The 15,487-nt window shown below is 71.1% G+C and carries 14 protein-coding genes; 8 read left to right on the top strand and 6 right to left on the bottom strand.

Annotated elements, in window-relative coordinates:
- Window positions 1-28: 28 nt before the first annotated feature.
- From AB0L95_RS09400 to AB0L95_RS09390, 3 genes are all read right to left on the bottom strand, one after another.
- A complete protein-coding gene (locus AB0L95_RS09400) occupies window positions 29-448 on the bottom strand; it encodes a DUF6010 family protein (protein ID WP_365159368.1) in 420 nt (139 codons plus the stop codon).
- Between the two features lie 176 nt (window positions 449-624).
- Entirely contained in the window at window positions 625-1,806 is a 1,182-nt protein-coding gene (locus AB0L95_RS09395) for a hypothetical protein (RefSeq protein WP_365159366.1), read from the bottom strand.
- Window positions 1,803-2,744 (bottom strand): 5-dehydro-4-deoxyglucarate dehydratase, encoded by a 942-nt coding sequence (locus AB0L95_RS09390; protein ID WP_365159363.1) that lies wholly within the window; start codon window positions 2,742-2,744, stop codon window positions 1,803-1,805. Before AB0L95_RS09390 ends, AB0L95_RS09395 begins: the two co-directional genes overlap by 4 nt.
- A 249-nt stretch (window positions 2,745-2,993) precedes the next feature.
- Here AB0L95_RS09390 and AB0L95_RS09385 point away from each other — a divergent pair, with 249 nt between their 5' ends.
- The 7 genes from AB0L95_RS09385 (at window position 2,994) to AB0L95_RS09355 (ending at window position 10,490) form a co-directional block, all read left to right on the top strand.
- The gene (locus AB0L95_RS09385; RefSeq protein WP_365159360.1) at window positions 2,994-3,803 is read left to right on the top strand and encodes an NAD(P)-dependent oxidoreductase; all 810 of its coding nucleotides are present in this window, start codon (window positions 2,994-2,996) and stop codon (window positions 3,801-3,803) included.
- Window positions 3,804-4,138: 335 nt separating this feature from the next.
- Window positions 4,139-4,909 (top strand): DeoR/GlpR family DNA-binding transcription regulator, encoded by a 771-nt coding sequence (locus tag AB0L95_RS09380; RefSeq protein WP_365159357.1) that lies wholly within the window; start codon window positions 4,139-4,141, stop codon window positions 4,907-4,909.
- Window positions 4,910-5,000: 91 nt separating this feature from the next.
- A complete protein-coding gene (locus AB0L95_RS09375) occupies window positions 5,001-6,374 on the top strand; it encodes a sugar ABC transporter substrate-binding protein (RefSeq protein ID WP_365159354.1) in 1,374 nt (457 codons plus the stop codon).
- A complete protein-coding gene (locus tag AB0L95_RS09370; protein WP_365159351.1) occupies window positions 6,371-7,309 on the top strand; it encodes a sugar ABC transporter permease in 939 nt (312 codons plus the stop codon). Before AB0L95_RS09375 ends, AB0L95_RS09370 begins: the two co-directional genes overlap by 4 nt.
- Complete coding sequence (locus AB0L95_RS09365; RefSeq protein ID WP_365159348.1) at window positions 7,306-8,181, top strand: carbohydrate ABC transporter permease; 876 nt, start codon at window positions 7,306-7,308, stop codon at window positions 8,179-8,181. Before AB0L95_RS09370 ends, AB0L95_RS09365 begins: the two co-directional genes overlap by 4 nt.
- Entirely contained in the window at window positions 8,178-9,167 is a 990-nt protein-coding gene (locus tag AB0L95_RS09360; protein ID WP_365159346.1) for a zinc-dependent alcohol dehydrogenase family protein, read from the top strand. The genes AB0L95_RS09365 and AB0L95_RS09360 overlap by 4 nt, the downstream gene beginning before the upstream one ends.
- A gap of 117 nt (window positions 9,168-9,284) precedes the next feature.
- Window positions 9,285-10,490, top strand: a complete 1,206-nt coding sequence (locus tag AB0L95_RS09355) for a TerD family protein (protein WP_365159648.1) — start codon at window positions 9,285-9,287, stop codon at window positions 10,488-10,490.
- A 77-nt stretch (window positions 10,491-10,567) separates the two neighbouring features.
- Here the strand turns inward: AB0L95_RS09355 and AB0L95_RS09350 are convergent, their stop codons facing one another.
- On the bottom strand, window positions 10,568-11,134 hold the full coding sequence (locus AB0L95_RS09350; RefSeq protein ID WP_365159343.1) for a helix-turn-helix domain-containing protein: 567 nt from the start codon (window positions 11,132-11,134) through the stop codon (window positions 10,568-10,570).
- Window positions 11,135-11,276: 142 nt separating this feature from the next.
- Between AB0L95_RS09350 and AB0L95_RS09345 the strand changes: the two genes are divergently transcribed.
- Window positions 11,277-11,744 carry a nuclear transport factor 2 family protein gene (locus tag AB0L95_RS09345; RefSeq protein WP_365159340.1) on the top strand — a complete coding sequence of 156 codons (468 nt, stop codon included), beginning with the start codon at window positions 11,277-11,279 and terminating at the stop codon, window positions 11,742-11,744.
- A 79-nt stretch (window positions 11,745-11,823) separates the two neighbouring features.
- Here AB0L95_RS09345 and AB0L95_RS09340 read toward each other — a convergent pair whose 3' ends face one another.
- Entirely contained in the window at window positions 11,824-13,269 is a 1,446-nt protein-coding gene (locus tag AB0L95_RS09340) for an alkaline phosphatase PhoX (protein WP_365159337.1), read from the bottom strand.
- Between the two features lie 377 nt (window positions 13,270-13,646).
- Window positions 13,647-15,074 carry a hypothetical protein gene (locus AB0L95_RS09335; protein ID WP_365159334.1) on the bottom strand — a complete coding sequence of 476 codons (1,428 nt, stop codon included), beginning with the start codon at window positions 15,072-15,074 and terminating at the stop codon, window positions 13,647-13,649.
- Window positions 15,075-15,487 lie beyond the last annotated feature (413 nt).

Raw genomic sequence — 15,487 nt, 5'->3', positions numbered from 1 at the left:
GTCAATGCCTCCGGCACGAGGCGGTCGTTCAGACGGTGGCCCGGTCCGGGGCGGCGGCGGGCCGCCCACCGCGGACGAGTTCGCGCAGCGAGGGCCCGCCGCGCAGGCACCACAGGGCGATCACCGGATCGCAGATCGCGCAGCCCAGCGACGAGCTGTGGGCGAAGGGGATGATGGGGCTGCCCTTGAAGTGGTGCAGGACGTCCCACACCGTGTGGAGCAGCCAGCCGATGCCGATGAAGGTCCAGGACTCCAGGCCCCGGTAGGCGACATAGGTGAGGAGCGCGGTGAACGCGAACTCCCAGCCCCCGAGGCCTCCGCCGCTGATGTAGACGGCGCCCGCCCCGGCGATCATGAGCGCGTTGACCCGCCGTCGGTGCGGTTCGCGGAGCAGGGAGTTCAAGAGCGCGTAGAGGACGCCGACGACGACCGGCATCACGTACTGCATGGGGTGCCTCTTCCTGGAGTGGTACGGGCTGCGCGGCCGGCCGGCGCGGGAACGGACACCCACGCTAGGACCGTGCGCCCGCACACCCCAGGGGCATTACTGACAGGTTCCGACGGGTTCCCGTCCGGTGGACCGGGAACCCCGCGACCGACCCGGTGCCGGTCCGTGGGGACGGATCAGAGCGCGGCGAGCGCCTTGCGTACGGCCTCCAGGTCGCCGTCGGAGGCCAGCCCGGCGTGATAGAGCCGCAGTTGGGTGGCGCCCCGCTCCGCCGCCGTCCGCGCGTCCCGCTCCAGGGTCGCCGGGCTGCCGCCCATGCCGGAGACCACGGTGAAGTTAGCCGCGAGGACGGCGTCCGCCCGGCGCTGCTCCGCGAACGGCGTCAGCGGGTCCGTGCCGCCCGTGCAGGGCACCACCACCCCGTCCGCGACGGACAGGATGTGCGCGGGGTCCACGCCGGCGTTCGCCCCGCAGTGGTACGACACCGGGTCCGCGTGCAGCAGCACCTCGAAGCCGTCCGGTGCGGCCGCACGGACCGCCGCCACGGCCGCCTCCTGGAGGGCCCGGGCGGTGTCGTCGCGCCACGCGCGCGTGGCGGACGCCCGGTCCTCGCCCAGGAGCTTCTCGATCTCCGCCCAGCCTGCCCCGGCCCCGCCCGCACCCCCGGCGGACGCGCCGCGCCACAGCGGCTCCAGTGCGGCCCGTACCGCCGCCGCCAGCTCGTCGGCGTCCAGGCCCCGCGCTCCGTAGCCCTCGCGACACACGGCGCAGAAGCACAGCGACATCAGGTACTGCCCGGCGTCCCCGAGCCCCACCCCGCCGATCTTGTCGTGGGCGTGCAGATGCGCGAGGCCATACCAGCCGAGCGACTCCAGTTCGGTGCCCCGGGAGCCCGGCCGCACGGCCGCCTCGGCGGCGAGGTCCACGAGGTACGCGCGCGTGGCGGGCTGCGCGATACAGGGTGCCCAGGGATAGCGGTCGCCGTAGGCGTTGACGACCGAGGTGTCCGGACGCTCCTCGCCGAGGCGGGAGTTGTGGGCGAGGACCACCCAGGAGTGCACCTCCAGCCCGGCGTCGGTGAGCGCCTTCGCCGCCTCGCCGAACGCGTCGCCCGGCGCCCAGTCCCCGGCCGGATACGGCCGCAGATCACTGCCGTCCCAGCGCCCGTCCGGCGGATAGAGCACGGCGGCGTGGCGGGCCGTCACCACACGGTGGCGCGGATGGCGGGGCGTGAGCGCGCGCGTGGAGTGGTACGCGGACGCGAGGGTCGCCTGGCGTACGCCGAGCGCGGTGACGCGCCCGGCCGCTTCCGGGTCCCCGACGACGTCCCAGGGGTAGAGGAACGCCGATGCCCTCACATGCCCTCCCGCAGCAGGGCGTGGCCACGCTCGATGAGGCGGGCGAGCCGTTCGATGTGTTCCGGGGCCGGCTCGTGCAGCGGCGGCCGTACCTCGCCGACGTCGAGGCCGCCCAGCCGGACGCCCGCCTTGACGAGCGAGACGGCGTAGCCACGGCCCTCGGCACGCAGTTCGACGAACGGGCGGTAGAAGCCGTCGAGGAGGCGGTGGACGGTGGTGTCGTCGCCGGCGTTCAGTGCCTTGTGGAAGGCGAGGGCGATCTCCGGCACGAAGCAGAACACGGCGGAGGAGTACAGCGTGATGCCGATGCCGCGGTAGGCGAGCTGGGTCTGTTCGGCGGTCGGCAGGCCGTTGAAGTAGAGGAAGTCGCCGGGGACCTCGGTCCGTACGGCGCTGACGATGCGCTGCATCAGGTCCAGGTCGCCGAGTCCGTCCTTGAAGCCGATGATGCCGTTCGTGCGGGCCAGTTCGACCACGGTGTCCGGGGTGAAGACCGCGTTGTCGCGCTGGTAGACGACGACCGGCAGCGAGGTCGCCGCAGCCAGTTCCCGGTAGTGCCGCAGCAGGCCCTCCTGACCGGCGACCACCAGATAGGGCGGCATGGCGAGCAGTCCGTCGGCCCCGGCCTCCTCGGCGAGCCGTGCGTAGCGCACGGCGAGCGCGGTTCCGTATCCGGCGCCCGCCACGACCGGCACCCGCCCGTCGGCCGCCTCGACGGCCGCCCGTACGCACTCCTCGAACTCCTCGGGGGTGAGCGCGTGGAACTCGCCGGTGCCGCAGCAGGCGAAGACGGCGGCGGCGCCCGCCTCCACCCCTTTGCGCACATGCGCGCGATAGGCGTCCAGGGCGAGGGAGCCGTCGGGCCCGTACGCGGTCACGGGGAAGAACAGCGGCCCGCTGGGGATGCTGAGTCGAGCGGCGAGAGGGGCTGACGTCACGGGCTCTCCCTTGAACAGGCGCTGACACGCGGACCGGTCCGCATCGTGCATGTTTCTGATCCATGTCCATATTTCTGAACGGGCCCACGCTAAGGCGCCACCTCAGGGCGGGTCAAGCGCGCAAACCGGCAACACAGAGGCGGATTCCGCGTCGGCGCGCGACACTTGACGGGCCGGACCGGAGATCCCTAGCGTGTCCATGAATGTGAATGCTGTACACGAATGCGGTCGACCAGAGGAGACCCGAGGATGTCCGCTCCCCGCACCGTTCTGCTCACCGGCGCCGCCGGCGGACTCGGCACCCTGATGCGGGACCTGCTGCCCGCGTACGGCTACCGGCTGCGCCTCCTCGACCTGCGGCGCATCGAGGACGAGCCGGACGCGATCACCGCGGACCTCGCGGACCGGAAGGCCCTGCGGGAGGCCGTGCGGGGTGTCGACGCGATCATCCACCTCGCGGGCATCTCCCTGGAGTCCACCTTCGAGAAGATCCTGAAGGCCAACATCGAGGGCACGTACCACCTGTACGAGGCGGCGCGCGAGGAGGGCGTACGCCGGATCGTGTTCGCCTCCTCCAACCACGCGGTCGGCTACACCCCGCGCCCCCAGGGCGACGATCCGCTGATCCCCGTCGACACCGCGCGCCGTCCGGACACCTTCTACGGCCTGTCGAAGTCCTTCGGCGAGGACCTCGCCCAGTTCTACTGGGACAAGCACGGCCTGGAGACGGTCTCCGTGCGCATCGGGTCCTGCTTCCCCGAGCCGACCAGCGTGCGCATGCTCTCCGTCTGGATGAGCCCCGAGGACGGCGCCCGCCTCTTCCACGCCGCCCTGACCGCCGAGAACGTCGGACACACCGTCGTCTACGGCTCCTCCGCCAACACCCGCCTGTGGTGGGACCTGACCACCGCACGGGCGCTCGGCTACGACCCGCGGGACGACTCCGAGCGCTATGCCGCGGGGCTCATCGCCGAGCAGGGCGAACTGGACCCGGACAACCCGGCCCATGCGTGCCTCGGCGGCCACTTCGTCACCGACCCGCCGATCTGGCCGTACTGACGGAACGCGCCGAGACGGGCGGGCGGGCACCGAACGGTCCCGCCCGCTCCGCTTTTCGGGCACGGAATGCGCCCGATCTCACCGACCACCCCGCTGCGCCGCAGGTCCGAGGCGGGCGTACTTTCCGCCATACGGGCCGGAACGGGCACACTCGGGCAAGCAACAGGCCTGGCCAGCGCCGCACGACCGCTGTAGAACTTTCCCCCATGGAGCCCACCGGGCCCGAACGGGCCCGAACGGGCCCGAACGGGCAACACCGGGTCGGGCGTCGCGAAGGCGCATGAGCACAAGGCGCACGAGCACAGGGCGTAGGGCGCAGCAGGGAGGTGACGGCGATGGCCGCGAAGAGTGCGGAAGAACGCCAGCGTGAGATCGTCAAGGCCGCCCGTCTCGCGGGCTCGGTCGACGTCACCGCGCTCGCCGCCGAGCTGGGCGTGGCCAAGGAGACCGTACGACGGGATCTGCGCGCCCTGGAGGACCACGGGCTGGTCCGCCGCACACACGGCGGCGCGTATCCCGTGGAGAGCGCCGGCTTCGAGACCACCCTCGCCTTCCGCGCCACCAGCCATGTGCCCGAGAAGCGCCGGATCGCGGCCGCCGCGGCGGAACTGCTCGGGGACGCCGAGACCGTCTTCGTGGACGAGGGCTTCACCCCGCAGCTGATCGCCGAGGCCCTGCCCCGGGACCGTCCGCTGACGGTAGTCACCGCATCCCTGGCCACCGCGGGCGCGCTGGCGGAGGCCGAGAACACCTCGGTCCTGCTGCTGGGCGGCCGGGTGCGGCCCGGCACCCTCGCCACCGTCGACCACTGGACGACGAAGATGCTCGCGGGGTTCGTCATCGACCTGGCGTACATCGGCGCCAACGGCATCTCCCGCGAACACGGGCTCACCACGCCCGACCCGGCGGTCAGCGAGGTCAAGGCCCAGGCGATCCGGGCCTCGCGCCGCACGGTCTTCGCGGGGGTGCACACCAAGTTCGGTGCGGTGAGCTTCTGCCGGTTCGCGGAGGTCGGCGCCCTGGAGGCGATCGTCACCAGCACGCTGCTGCCCACGTCCGAGGCCCACCGCTACTCGCTGCAGGGCCCCCATGTCATCCGCGTCTGACACCACCCGTCCAACGACCCGACACCGTCCCCCAGGGGGCACACCCACGCCTGTGTGACCCCGTCTCTCCCCAGACATCCAGGAGCACCCCATGGGAACCCAGAGCCGACGAACGCCCCGAACCCTGTATGCCGTGGCCGCCGCAGGGACGCTGATCACTCCTCTGCTCACCGGCTGCTCGGGCGCCGGCGGCGCCGGCGGAGGCTCCTCCGCCCACACGGTCAACGTCCTGATGGTGAACAACCCGCAGATGGTGGAGCTGCAGAAGCTCACCGCCGACAACTTCACCAAGGACACCGGGATCAAGGTGAACTTCACCGTCCTCCCGGAGAACGACGTCAGAGACAAGATCAGCCAGGACTTCGCCAACCAGGCGGGCCAGTACGACGTCGCCACGCTCAGCAACTACGAGATCCCGATCTACGCCAAGAACGGCTGGCTCCACCCGATCGACTCGTACGTCAAGAGCGACACCGCCTTCGACCAGCAGGACATCCTGGCCCCCATGCGGCAGGCCCTCACCGCCGCGGACGGCAAGCTCTACGGCGAGCCCTTCTACGGCGAGTCCTCCTTCCTGATGTACCGCAAGGACGTCTTCCAGAAGAAGGGCCTGACCATGCCGGCCAAGCCCACCTGGCAGCAGGTCGCCGACCTGGCCGCCAAGGCGGACGGCGCCGAGTCCGGGATGAAGGGCATCTGCCTGCGCGGACTGCCCGGCTGGGGCGAGGTCATGGCGCCGCTGACCACGGTCGTCAACACCTTCGGCGGCACCTGGTTCGACAAGGACTGGAAGGCGCAGGTGGACTCCCCGGAGTTCAAGAAGGCCACGCAGTTCTACGTCGACCTGGTCCGCAAGCACGGAGAGTCCGGGGCTGCCCAGTCCGGCTTCGCCGAGTGCCTGAACAACATGACGCAGGGCAAGACGGCCATGTGGTACGACGCCACGTCGGGCGCGGGTTCGCTGGAGGCCGCCGGTTCCCCGGTCAAGGGCAAGATCGGCTATGTCCCGGCCCCGGTCGTGAAGACGGAGAGCTCCGGCTGGCTCTACACCTGGGCCTGGGGCATCCAGAAGGCGTCCCAGCACCCCGACGACGCCTGGAAGTTCATCTCCTGGGCGTCCGGCAAGGGCTACGAGAACCTCGTGGGCAAGAAGGCGGGCTGGTCCAACGTGCCGGCCGGCAAGCGCTCGTCGACCTATGACATCCCGGAGTACCGCAAGGAGGCGTCCGCCTTCGCGGACGTCACCCGGAACGCCATATCCAGTGCCAAGCCGAACGACCCGGGCGTGCAGCCCCGCCCCGCCCCCGGCATCCAGTTCGTCGGTATCCCCGAGTTCACCGACCTGGGCACCAAGGTCTCCCAGGAGATCAGCTCCGCCATCGCCGGCCGGGAGTCCGTGGACAGCGCGCTGAAGAAGTCGCAGGCGCTCGCCGAGGCCGTCGCCAAGAAGTACGAGGGATCATGAGCATCACCACCTCCGCCCGGATCGCCGCCGCCTCCGCGCGGCCGGCGACCCGGCCGCCGAACCGCATGCGCGCGTGGGCCACCCGGGCCCCGCTGCTGCCCGCGCTGGTCTTCATGATCGTGGTGACCCAGCTGCCGTTCGTGGCGACCTTGGTGATCTCGTTCTTCGACTGGAACGCCCTCTACCCGAAGGACCGTCACTTCACCGGGGTCGACAACTACCGCCAGGTCCTGACCGACCCGGATCTGCGCCACTCGGTGTGGACGACGGTCCTGCTGACGGCCGCGGTGGTCCTGGTCAGCCTGATCCTGGGCCTGGGCATGGCGTTGCTGCTCAACCGGAGGTTCCGGGGCCGCGGCGTGGTCCGCACCCTGCTGATCGCCCCCTTCCTGGTGGTCCCGGTCGCCGCGGCCCTGCTGTGGAAGCATGTGCTCTACAACCCCGAATACGGTCTGCTCAACGGGCTGTTGCACTATGTGGGCGGCCCCCAGCCCGACTGGATCTCGAACACCCCGCTGCTCGCGGTCGAGGCCTCGTTGGTCTGGCAGTGGACGCCGTTCATGATGCTGATCCTGCTGGCCGGCCTGCAGAGTCGGGACCAGCAGCAGATCGAGGCCGCACGGGTGGACGGCGCGAGCGACTGGCAGACCTTCCGCTATCTCACTCTTCCGCATCTGCGCCGCTACCTGGAACTCGGCGCCCTGCTGGGTTCGATCTACATCGTCCAGAACTTCGACGCGGTGTTCACCCTCACCTCCGGCGGGCTGGGCACCGCGAACCTCCCCTACACCGTCTACCAGAGCTTCTACCAGGCCCACGAGAACGGCCTGGCCTCGGCCGCCGGCGTCCTGGTCGTCATCGGCTCGATCGTCATCGCGACCTTCGCCCTGCGCGTGGTGTCGTCCCTGTTCCGCGAGGAGGGGTCCCGCGCATGAGCGCCGTCGCCGAACGGACCGCCACCCGACGCACCGCCACCGTACGCACCCGGAGCCGCCGGGGAGCGGGGCTCGGCCTGCTGGCCTGGCTGGTCGCGCTGGTGTTCTTCCTGCCCATCGCCTGGATGGCCCTGACGTCGTTCCACTCGGAGGCCGACGCCGCGACCAATCCCCCGTCCTTCGGGGCCGCCCTGACCCTGGACAGCTACCGCGACTTCTTCGGCGCGGGCGGCGGCGCGAGCCCCTGGCCCGCACTGATCAACTCGATGACGGCGTCCCTGGTGTCGACGCTGTGCGTCCTGCTGCTGGCCCTCCCGGCGGCGTACGCGCTGTCCATCCGCCGGGTCAAGAAGTGGACGGACGTCCTGTTCTTCTTCCTGTCCACCAAGATGCTGCCGGTGGTGGCGGGACTGCTGCCCATCTACCTGTTCGCGAAGAACACCGGGATGCTCGACAACATCTGGCTGCTCGTCATCCTCTACACCTCCATCAACCTGCCGATCGCGGTGTGGATGATGCAGTCGTTCCTCGCCGAGGTCCCGGTGGCGGTGATCGAGGCGGCGCAGATCGACGGCGCCCGGCTGCCCACGATCCTCGCGCGCGTGGTGGCCCCCATCGCCCTGCCGGGCATCGCCGCCACCGCCCTGATCTGCTTCATCTTCAGCTGGAACGAGCTGCTCTTCGCCCGGGTGCTCACGGGAGTGGTCGCCGAGACCGCCCCCGTCTTCCTGACCGGCTTCATCACCAGTCAGGGCCTGTTCCTGGCGAAGGTGTGCGCCGCGTCGCTCGTCATCTCCCTGCCGGTGCTCGCCGCGGGGTTCGCCGCCCAGGACAAGCTGGTCCAGGGCCTGTCGTTGGGAGCCGTGAAATGAAGGCCGCCGTCATCGAGTCCGTGGGCCGCGCCGTCGTCACCGAGGTCCCGGACCCGACGCCCGGGCCTCGCGAGGTCGTCGTCGAGGTCGCGGCCTGCGGGCTGTGCGGCACGGATCTGCACATCCTCCAGGGCGAGTTCGCGCCCAAGCTGCCGATCGTGCCCGGGCACGAGTTCGCGGGCGTGGTGGTCGGCGTGGGCGCGCAGGTCACCGAGGTGTCGGTCGGTGACCGGGTGGCGGTGGATCCGTCCCTGTACTGCTTCGAGTGCCGCTACTGCCGTAGGGGACACAACAACCTCTGCGAACGCTGGGCGGCGATCGGGGTGACGACGGCCGGCGGGGCGGCACAGTACGCGGTCGCGCCCGTGGCCAACTGTGTGAAGCTTCCCGAGCACGTCCGCACCGAGGACGCGGCGCTCATCGAACCGCTGTCCTGCGCGGTACGCGGCTACGACGTGCTGAAGTCGCAGCTGGGTGCGCATGTGCTGATCTACGGCTCCGGGACGATGGGCCTGATGATGCTGGAGCTGGCCAAGCGCACCGGCGCGGCGAGCGTGGACGTGCTGGACGTGAACCCGACGCGTCTGGAGACCGCGCGCCGGCTCGGTGTCACGGCGTCCGCGGCGAACGCCGACGAACTGGACCGCCCGCAGGGCTGGGACCTGGTGGTGGACGCCACGGGCAACGCGGCGGCGATCCAGGACGGCCTGGGCCGGGTCGCCAAGGCGGGCACGTTTCTTCAGTTCGGCGTGGCGGACTACGCGACACGGGTCGCGATCGATCCGTACCGCATCTACAACCAGGAGATCACCATCACCGGTTCGATGGCGGTGCTGCACAGCTTCGAGCGGGCGGCCGAGCTGTTCGCGGGCGGGGTGCTCGACCCCGACGTGTTCATCAGTGACCGTATTCCGCTGGAGCGGTACCCGGAGGCGCTGGGGCAGTTCGCGGCGGGAGCGGGACGCAAGATCGTGGTCGTGCCGTAGCGGCGGAGATCGTGGTCGCGCCGTAGCGGCGCGGGCCGGGGGTCGGTCGTCTCAGCCATACGGCCGTCGGTAAGGGAACGGTAAAGCGGCCTCGTTCGTTCACGGGGCATGACAGCTATGACCCCCGGCTCGAACATCTCGCTCGGAGCCACCCGCGTGACGGTCGACGTCGCCGCCCCGGTGCGGCTCGATGTCTCGGCCCTGCTGCTCGCCGCCGACGGCAAGGTGCGCTCCGACGACGACTTCATCTTCTACAACCAGCCCTCGGGCCCGGGCGTCACCTACCGCTCCGGCGGCGGCACGAACCCCGACTCGATCACGGTGGACACGGCCGGCGTCCCCACGGGCATCGAGAAGATCGTCGTCACGGCGAGCCCCGACGCCGCAGGCCAGACCTTCCAGGGCATCGAGCCGACGGCCACCATCCGCAACGCGGACGACAACACCGTCCTGGCCACGTTCACACCGCCGCAACTGGGCACGGAGACGGCCCTGGTGGTGGTGGAGGTCTATGCGCGAGGCGGCGCGTGGAAGGCCCGCGCGGTCGGGCAGGGGTATGCGGACGGGCTGGCGGGCATCGCCACGGACTTCGGTGTCACGGTGGAGGAGCCGGCCGCGCCCCCGCAGCCGGTGGCCCCGCCCGCGCCCGCGGCACAGCCCCCGGCCGCCCCGCCGGCCGCGGCCGTCGCCGCTCCCCCGGCGCCGGCCGCACCACCGGCTCCGCCCGTCCCGGCTCCCGGCGCCGGGAAGATCAACCTCGACAAGGGCCGGGTCAGCCTGCAGAAGAACCAGACCGTGTCCCTGGTCAAGGCCGGCCGGCCGCTGCTGTCCCAGGTCAGGATGGGCCTCGGCTGGGAGCCCGCGTTCCGGGGCAAGGACATCGACCTGGACGCGTCGGTCATCGCCTACGGTCCGCAGCGCAATCACGTCGACAGCTGCTACTTCGGCAAGCTGACCATTCTGAACGGCGCGGTCCAGCACTCCGGCGACAACCTCACGGGAGAGGGCGGCGGCGACGACGAGGTCATCACGGTCGACCTCGGACGCCTTCCCCAGGAGGTCACGGGCCTGGTCTTCACCGTGAACTCCTTCTCCGGGCAGAAGTTCACGGAGGTCGCCAAGGCCTACTGCCGTCTCGTGGACGCCGCGACAGACGAGGAACTGGTCCGCTTCGACCTCACGAGCGCCGAGCCGCGGACCGGCGTGATGATGGCCAAGCTGATCCGGCAGTTCTCCGGGGAGTGGGACATGACCGCCCTGGGCGACTTCGTCGAGGCGCGCACGGTGCGGAACATGGTGAAGCCGGCGGCAGCGGCCCTGTAGACAGTCCTACGACCTCTGCGGGCCCTCGGCCGGGGCCCGCAGCACGGCGGAGGGCGCGGGCCGAGGGCCTCGGTGCTCTAGGGCCGCAATCCCTCGGTGAGCAGCGAGAGATAGCGACGGATGTGTGTGCCCTCCCCGTCCGCGAGTTCCGACGCCGTCGCCACTCCGTGCGTCAGCCTCAGCACCTCGATCGGCTCGATGTCCGCGCGCAGGGTCCCCTCTCGCTGCGCCGCCTCCACCAGCCGCGTCGCCGCCCCCTTGATCGAGGTGCCGCAGACCGTGAGCGCCGCCGAACCGCCGTCTGCGACGGCGGACCCCAGGAGGGCCTTGAGCCCGCGCACCTGGATCGTCCCGACGCACAGTTCGTGCAGCCACTGCGTCAGGGCCTCGCCCGGCGGCAGTTCCGCAGCGAGCGCGTCGGCCCTGGCCGCGATCACCTCGATCCGGTCGACGTAGGCCGCCTCCAGCAGCGCCTGACGCGTGGGGAAGTGCCGGTACAGGGTGCCGGATCCGACGCCCGCGCGCTTGGCGATGTCATCGAGCGACGCGTTCTCGCCGTGCTCGGCGAAGGCGACGGCCGCCGCCTTCAGCAACCGCTCGTAGTTGCGCCTGGCGTCCGCTCGCATGGGCCTGACCTGTGACATCCGGACACTCCTTGCGAACCGGGGATCCCTTCCGTACTTTAACGGGAACCAACCGGAGACACTCCCCGCTTATTCCCGGGACCGTACGCCATCGCCCCGGAACGGGACCGCTCCGCGACGACGACCGAAGGGGCCCGACGGCATGTCTCCCACTCCCCCGACCGTCCTCGGCCCTCTCGGCGTACTGGCCCGCTACCGCCGGGCGATCCTCGGCCGGTCCGCGGACGATCTGGCCGATCTGTACGCGGCCGACGCCGTGCACGAGTTCCCGTTCCTCTTCCCGGGCATGCCCGCCCGCTTCCTGGGGCGCGAGGAGGTGCGCGCGGGGTACAGGGCCGCCTGGCACGCGAGCCCGGCGCTGCCCGAGCAGATCCTGGAGGTGGCCGTCCATACCCCCACCGACCCCGAGGTGATCACCGTCGAGCGGACCGTCACGGGAACCGTGACCGGCACCGGAGAGCCGTTCGCGTTCCCGGGGCTTCTGGTGATGCGGGTCCGCGGCGGTGCGCTCGTGCAGGTGCGCGACTACATGGACGGTCTCGGCGTGGCCCAGGCGCTGGGCCGGCTGCCCACCCTGGCCGCCCTGCTCGACGGCCGCCGGTCCGGGTGACCGGATCGAGGCGGGCCGCCCCTCACGGGGCAGGGCCCGCATCGGAGTGCGGGCCCTGCGGGGAGCGGTGCGCCGGAGGTCAGTGGCGCTTGTGGCGCTTCCAGGGGCCGGTGACGGCCAGCATGATGCCGGGCTCCTGGATGTTGGCGAACAGGGTCTTCCCGTCGGGGGAGAAGGTGACGCCCGTGAACTCGCTGTACTCGGGCTCCTGCGCGGAGCCGATGTTCAGCTCGTTGCGGGCGATCGGGTAGGTGCGGCCGCTGTCGGTGGCGCCGAAGAGGTGCTGGACGCCCTCTCCGTCCTCGGCGATGACCAGGCCGCCGTACGGCGAGACGGTGATGTTGTCCGGACCGTCGAAGTTGCCCTTCTTCGCCGGGTCCGGGTTCACACCGAGCAGGACCTTCAGCGTCAGGGTGCGGCGCCGGGGGTCGTAGAACCAGACCTGGCCGTCGTGCTGGACGGGGCTCTCCTCGCGGGCGTAGGAGGAGACGATGTACGTGCCACCGTCGCCCCACCACATGCCCTCCAGCTTGCGGGCGCGGGTGACCTCCCCGGACGCGAACTGCTTGCGCACGGAGACGGTCGTGGCGTCGCGGTCCGGGACGTCGATCCAGTCGACGCCGTAGACCGTGCCGATCTTCGTGGCCCGGGAGAGGTCGTCCACGAACCGGCCGCCGGAGTCGAAGCACTTGAAGGCCTGGAGGCGGCCCGCGTCGTCGGCGAGGGTGCGCAGTCTGCCGCGGCCGTGGTGGAAGCCCTCGGGCGGGGTCCAGCGGTAGAGCAGGCCGTTCGGGCCGGAGGCGTCCTCGGTCAGATAGAGATGGCCGCGCTTGGGGTCGACGACGACGGCCTCGTGGGCGTAACGGCCCAGCGCCTTGAGGGGCTTGGGGTCGCGGTTGGCCCGGCGGTCCTCCGGGTCGACCTCGAAGACATAGCCGTGGTCCTTGGTCATGCCGTTCCGGCCGGCCTTGTCCTCGGTCTCCTCGCAGGTGAGCCACGTACCCCACGGGGTGTTGCCGCCCGCGCAGTTGGTGGAGGTGCCCGCGATGCCGACCCACTCGGCGACATGCTCGTGCCGGACCTCGACGACCGTGCAACCGCCGGACGCGGCCGGGTCGTAGACGAGTCCCTCGGTGAGCGGCACGGGGTGGGCCCAGTCGGCACGGGGGCCCTTCAGCTCATGGTTGTTGACGAGGAGGGTCGCGCCGCGCGGTCCGTCGAAGGCGGAGGTGCCGTCGTGGTTGGAGGGGGTGAACTCACCCGACTCCAGCTTGGTCTTCCCGCTGTAGGTGACGATCCGATAGGAGAACCCGGCGGGCAGCGCGAGGATGCCGTGGGGGTCGGGGATCAGCGGTCCGTAGCCGAGGCCGGGGTGCCGGTCCTCCGTCCGGTCGCCCGCTGTCTCGGTGTCCGTGGAGGCGAGCGCGCCCGGAGCGGTGGCGAGAGCACCGACGCTGCCGGCCAGGGCGATGCCCGCGCCGGTGAGCGCGGACTCTCTGGCGAAGTCCCTGCGGGTGAGCGACATGCTGGCTCCTGGGAGAAGGGAGTGAGTCGGTCGGGGGGGGTGGCTCGGCGGACCTCGTTGCCGGGCACACAGTTCCCCCCGGCCGTGAACTCCGGTTGAACACCGACCGACACCCGGGGGCGCTGTTCCATGAATCCCCCAAGCCCTCCCCAGGAAGAGGGCCCGCGTCTCAACAACGAGCCATGTCAGGGCAATGACGGCGGGGCCCGCCGCCCTCTCCTCCACGACGTCCACCGCCGCCACCGGACCGCGGTTTCAGCCGGCCCGCGGAGTCAACCAGAGGACCGACTCGGCCGACCAGCGAACTCAACCAAAGAACCGACTCGGCCGACCCGCGGACTCAACCGGGCACCCGCCCCCAACCGAACCCCCGCCCCTCAACCCCCTTGCTGGCTGCGCGCCTTGAACGCCGCCTTCCGGGCCTCCTTCGCCAGCTTCTTGTCCGGGTGCAGGCGCCCCATCGCCTCCAGGACGTCCGGAGTCGCGGGGTGGTCCACCCGCCACGCCGTGGCGAAGAAACCGCTGTGCTGTGCCGCCAGGCCCTCCACCAGGCCCTGCAACTCGGCGGAGTTGCCCTCCGCCGCCAGCTGCGCGGCCACGGTGTCGATGGTCAGCCAGAAGACCATCGACTCCGGCGGCGCGGGCACATCGGCCGCCCCGCACTCGGTGAGCCAGACCCGCGCCAGACCGCCCAGTTCGGCGTCGTCCAGCACCTCGCGCAGCGCGGGCTCCGCCTCCGGTCCGACCAGCGACAGCGCCTGCTGACAGCGCAGCCGGCGCAGCGGCGCACCCGCGTCCGTACCGCGCGCCGCACCGAGCAATTCCCGTGCGGCCGCGAGCGGTTCACGGCGGGCGAGCCACTGCTCGGTCTCGGCCTGCGCCGCCGCCGGGGGAAACACCGACGTGCTGTCGAGCAGCGCGTCCGCGCCCTTGTCCGCCAGTTCTCCGACCGCGGGGGCGGCCATCCCGGCCTCCAGCAGTCGCGCGCGCATCCCGTACAGACCGAGCGGGGTCAGCCGTACCATCCCGTACCGGCTGACGTCCGTCTCGTCGACGGGTGCGGCCGGGTCCTCCTCGGGGTCGGCCATCAGCGCCTCGTCGACCGGCTGGAAGTCGACGAGCCCGATCGGTTCGAGGATCCGGAACTGGTCGTCGAGCCGCATCATGGCGTCCGACACCTGTTCAAGCACGTCATTGGTGGGGTCGCCCATGTCGTCGGGCACGATCATCGACGCGGCGAGCGCGGGCAGCGGCACCGGGCCGTCGCCGGGCCCCTCCTCGCTGACCGCCAGCAGATAGAGGTTGGCGAGCACACCGTCGAGGAAGGCGGCCTCCGCCTCCGGGTCCCAGTCGAGGGACGAGAAGTCGATCTCGCCGCCCTCGTCCAGGGCGTCGACGAGGTCGTCGAGGTCGGGCACGCTCGCGTCGGCGAGCACGGTCTCCAGCGCGCCGAGCCACACACCGAGCACGTCGTTCGGGCTGCCGGAGGTGAGCAGCGCCAGGTCGGCGCCCGGGGCGACCGTCCCCTCCTCCTCGTCGACGATCTCGACCAGTCCGGTGTCGACGGCGACCTGCCAGGCCTCGCCGACGAGGGCGGCGGCGTCCTCGCCGGTCAGTCCGAGGGCCTCGGCCGCGGCGGGCAGCTGCTCCTCGACGAGTTCGCCTCCGACGCCGACGCGGGTGTCCGGCCCGGCCCAGCGGGCGAGCCGGGCGGCGTGGGAGAGCAGCGGTGCGGCGAGCGCGTCCCGTGCGAGCTCCGCTTCGGAGCGCAGCCGAACAGGCGGCAAGGGGGAGCTGTCTGACATCGGCTGGGTCTCCTTGGAACGTACGTAGTGGCCGAGGGGGGGCGCCCCGAAACACACGGCTCAGCCTAGACGGATATCCACCCATGCCGCCCGGTTCATCTCCCGGCCGGGCGCCGTACATGGCCGAAACCTTGACAACTGGCCTTGCCACACAGGAGATTGACGCGCGTAGAAGTCGGGGGACACTTGTTCACCAAGATGCGTTCGGTGATCGTGAGCGTGCGGTCCGTGTACGTCAGCGTTCATCGATGCCGTCGGTGCCCATGACGTTCACCGGTGCTCGCCATGCACTCACCGGTGCTCATCGGTGCCCTTCGCCTTCCTTCTGTTCCCTGCGTTCCACGCGTGCAACTTGCGCAACCTGTGTCGCCACCGGCCCACCGGTCGCGACCGCCACCGTTCCACGCTCCACT

Origin of the sequence: Streptomyces sp. NPDC052036 (genome assembly GCF_040680495.1) — a bacterium.
In the GTDB taxonomy this organism is placed as follows: Bacteria; Actinomycetota; Actinomycetes; order Streptomycetales; family Streptomycetaceae; genus Streptomyces.
This window is presented reverse-complemented; position numbering and strand designations above follow the sequence as displayed.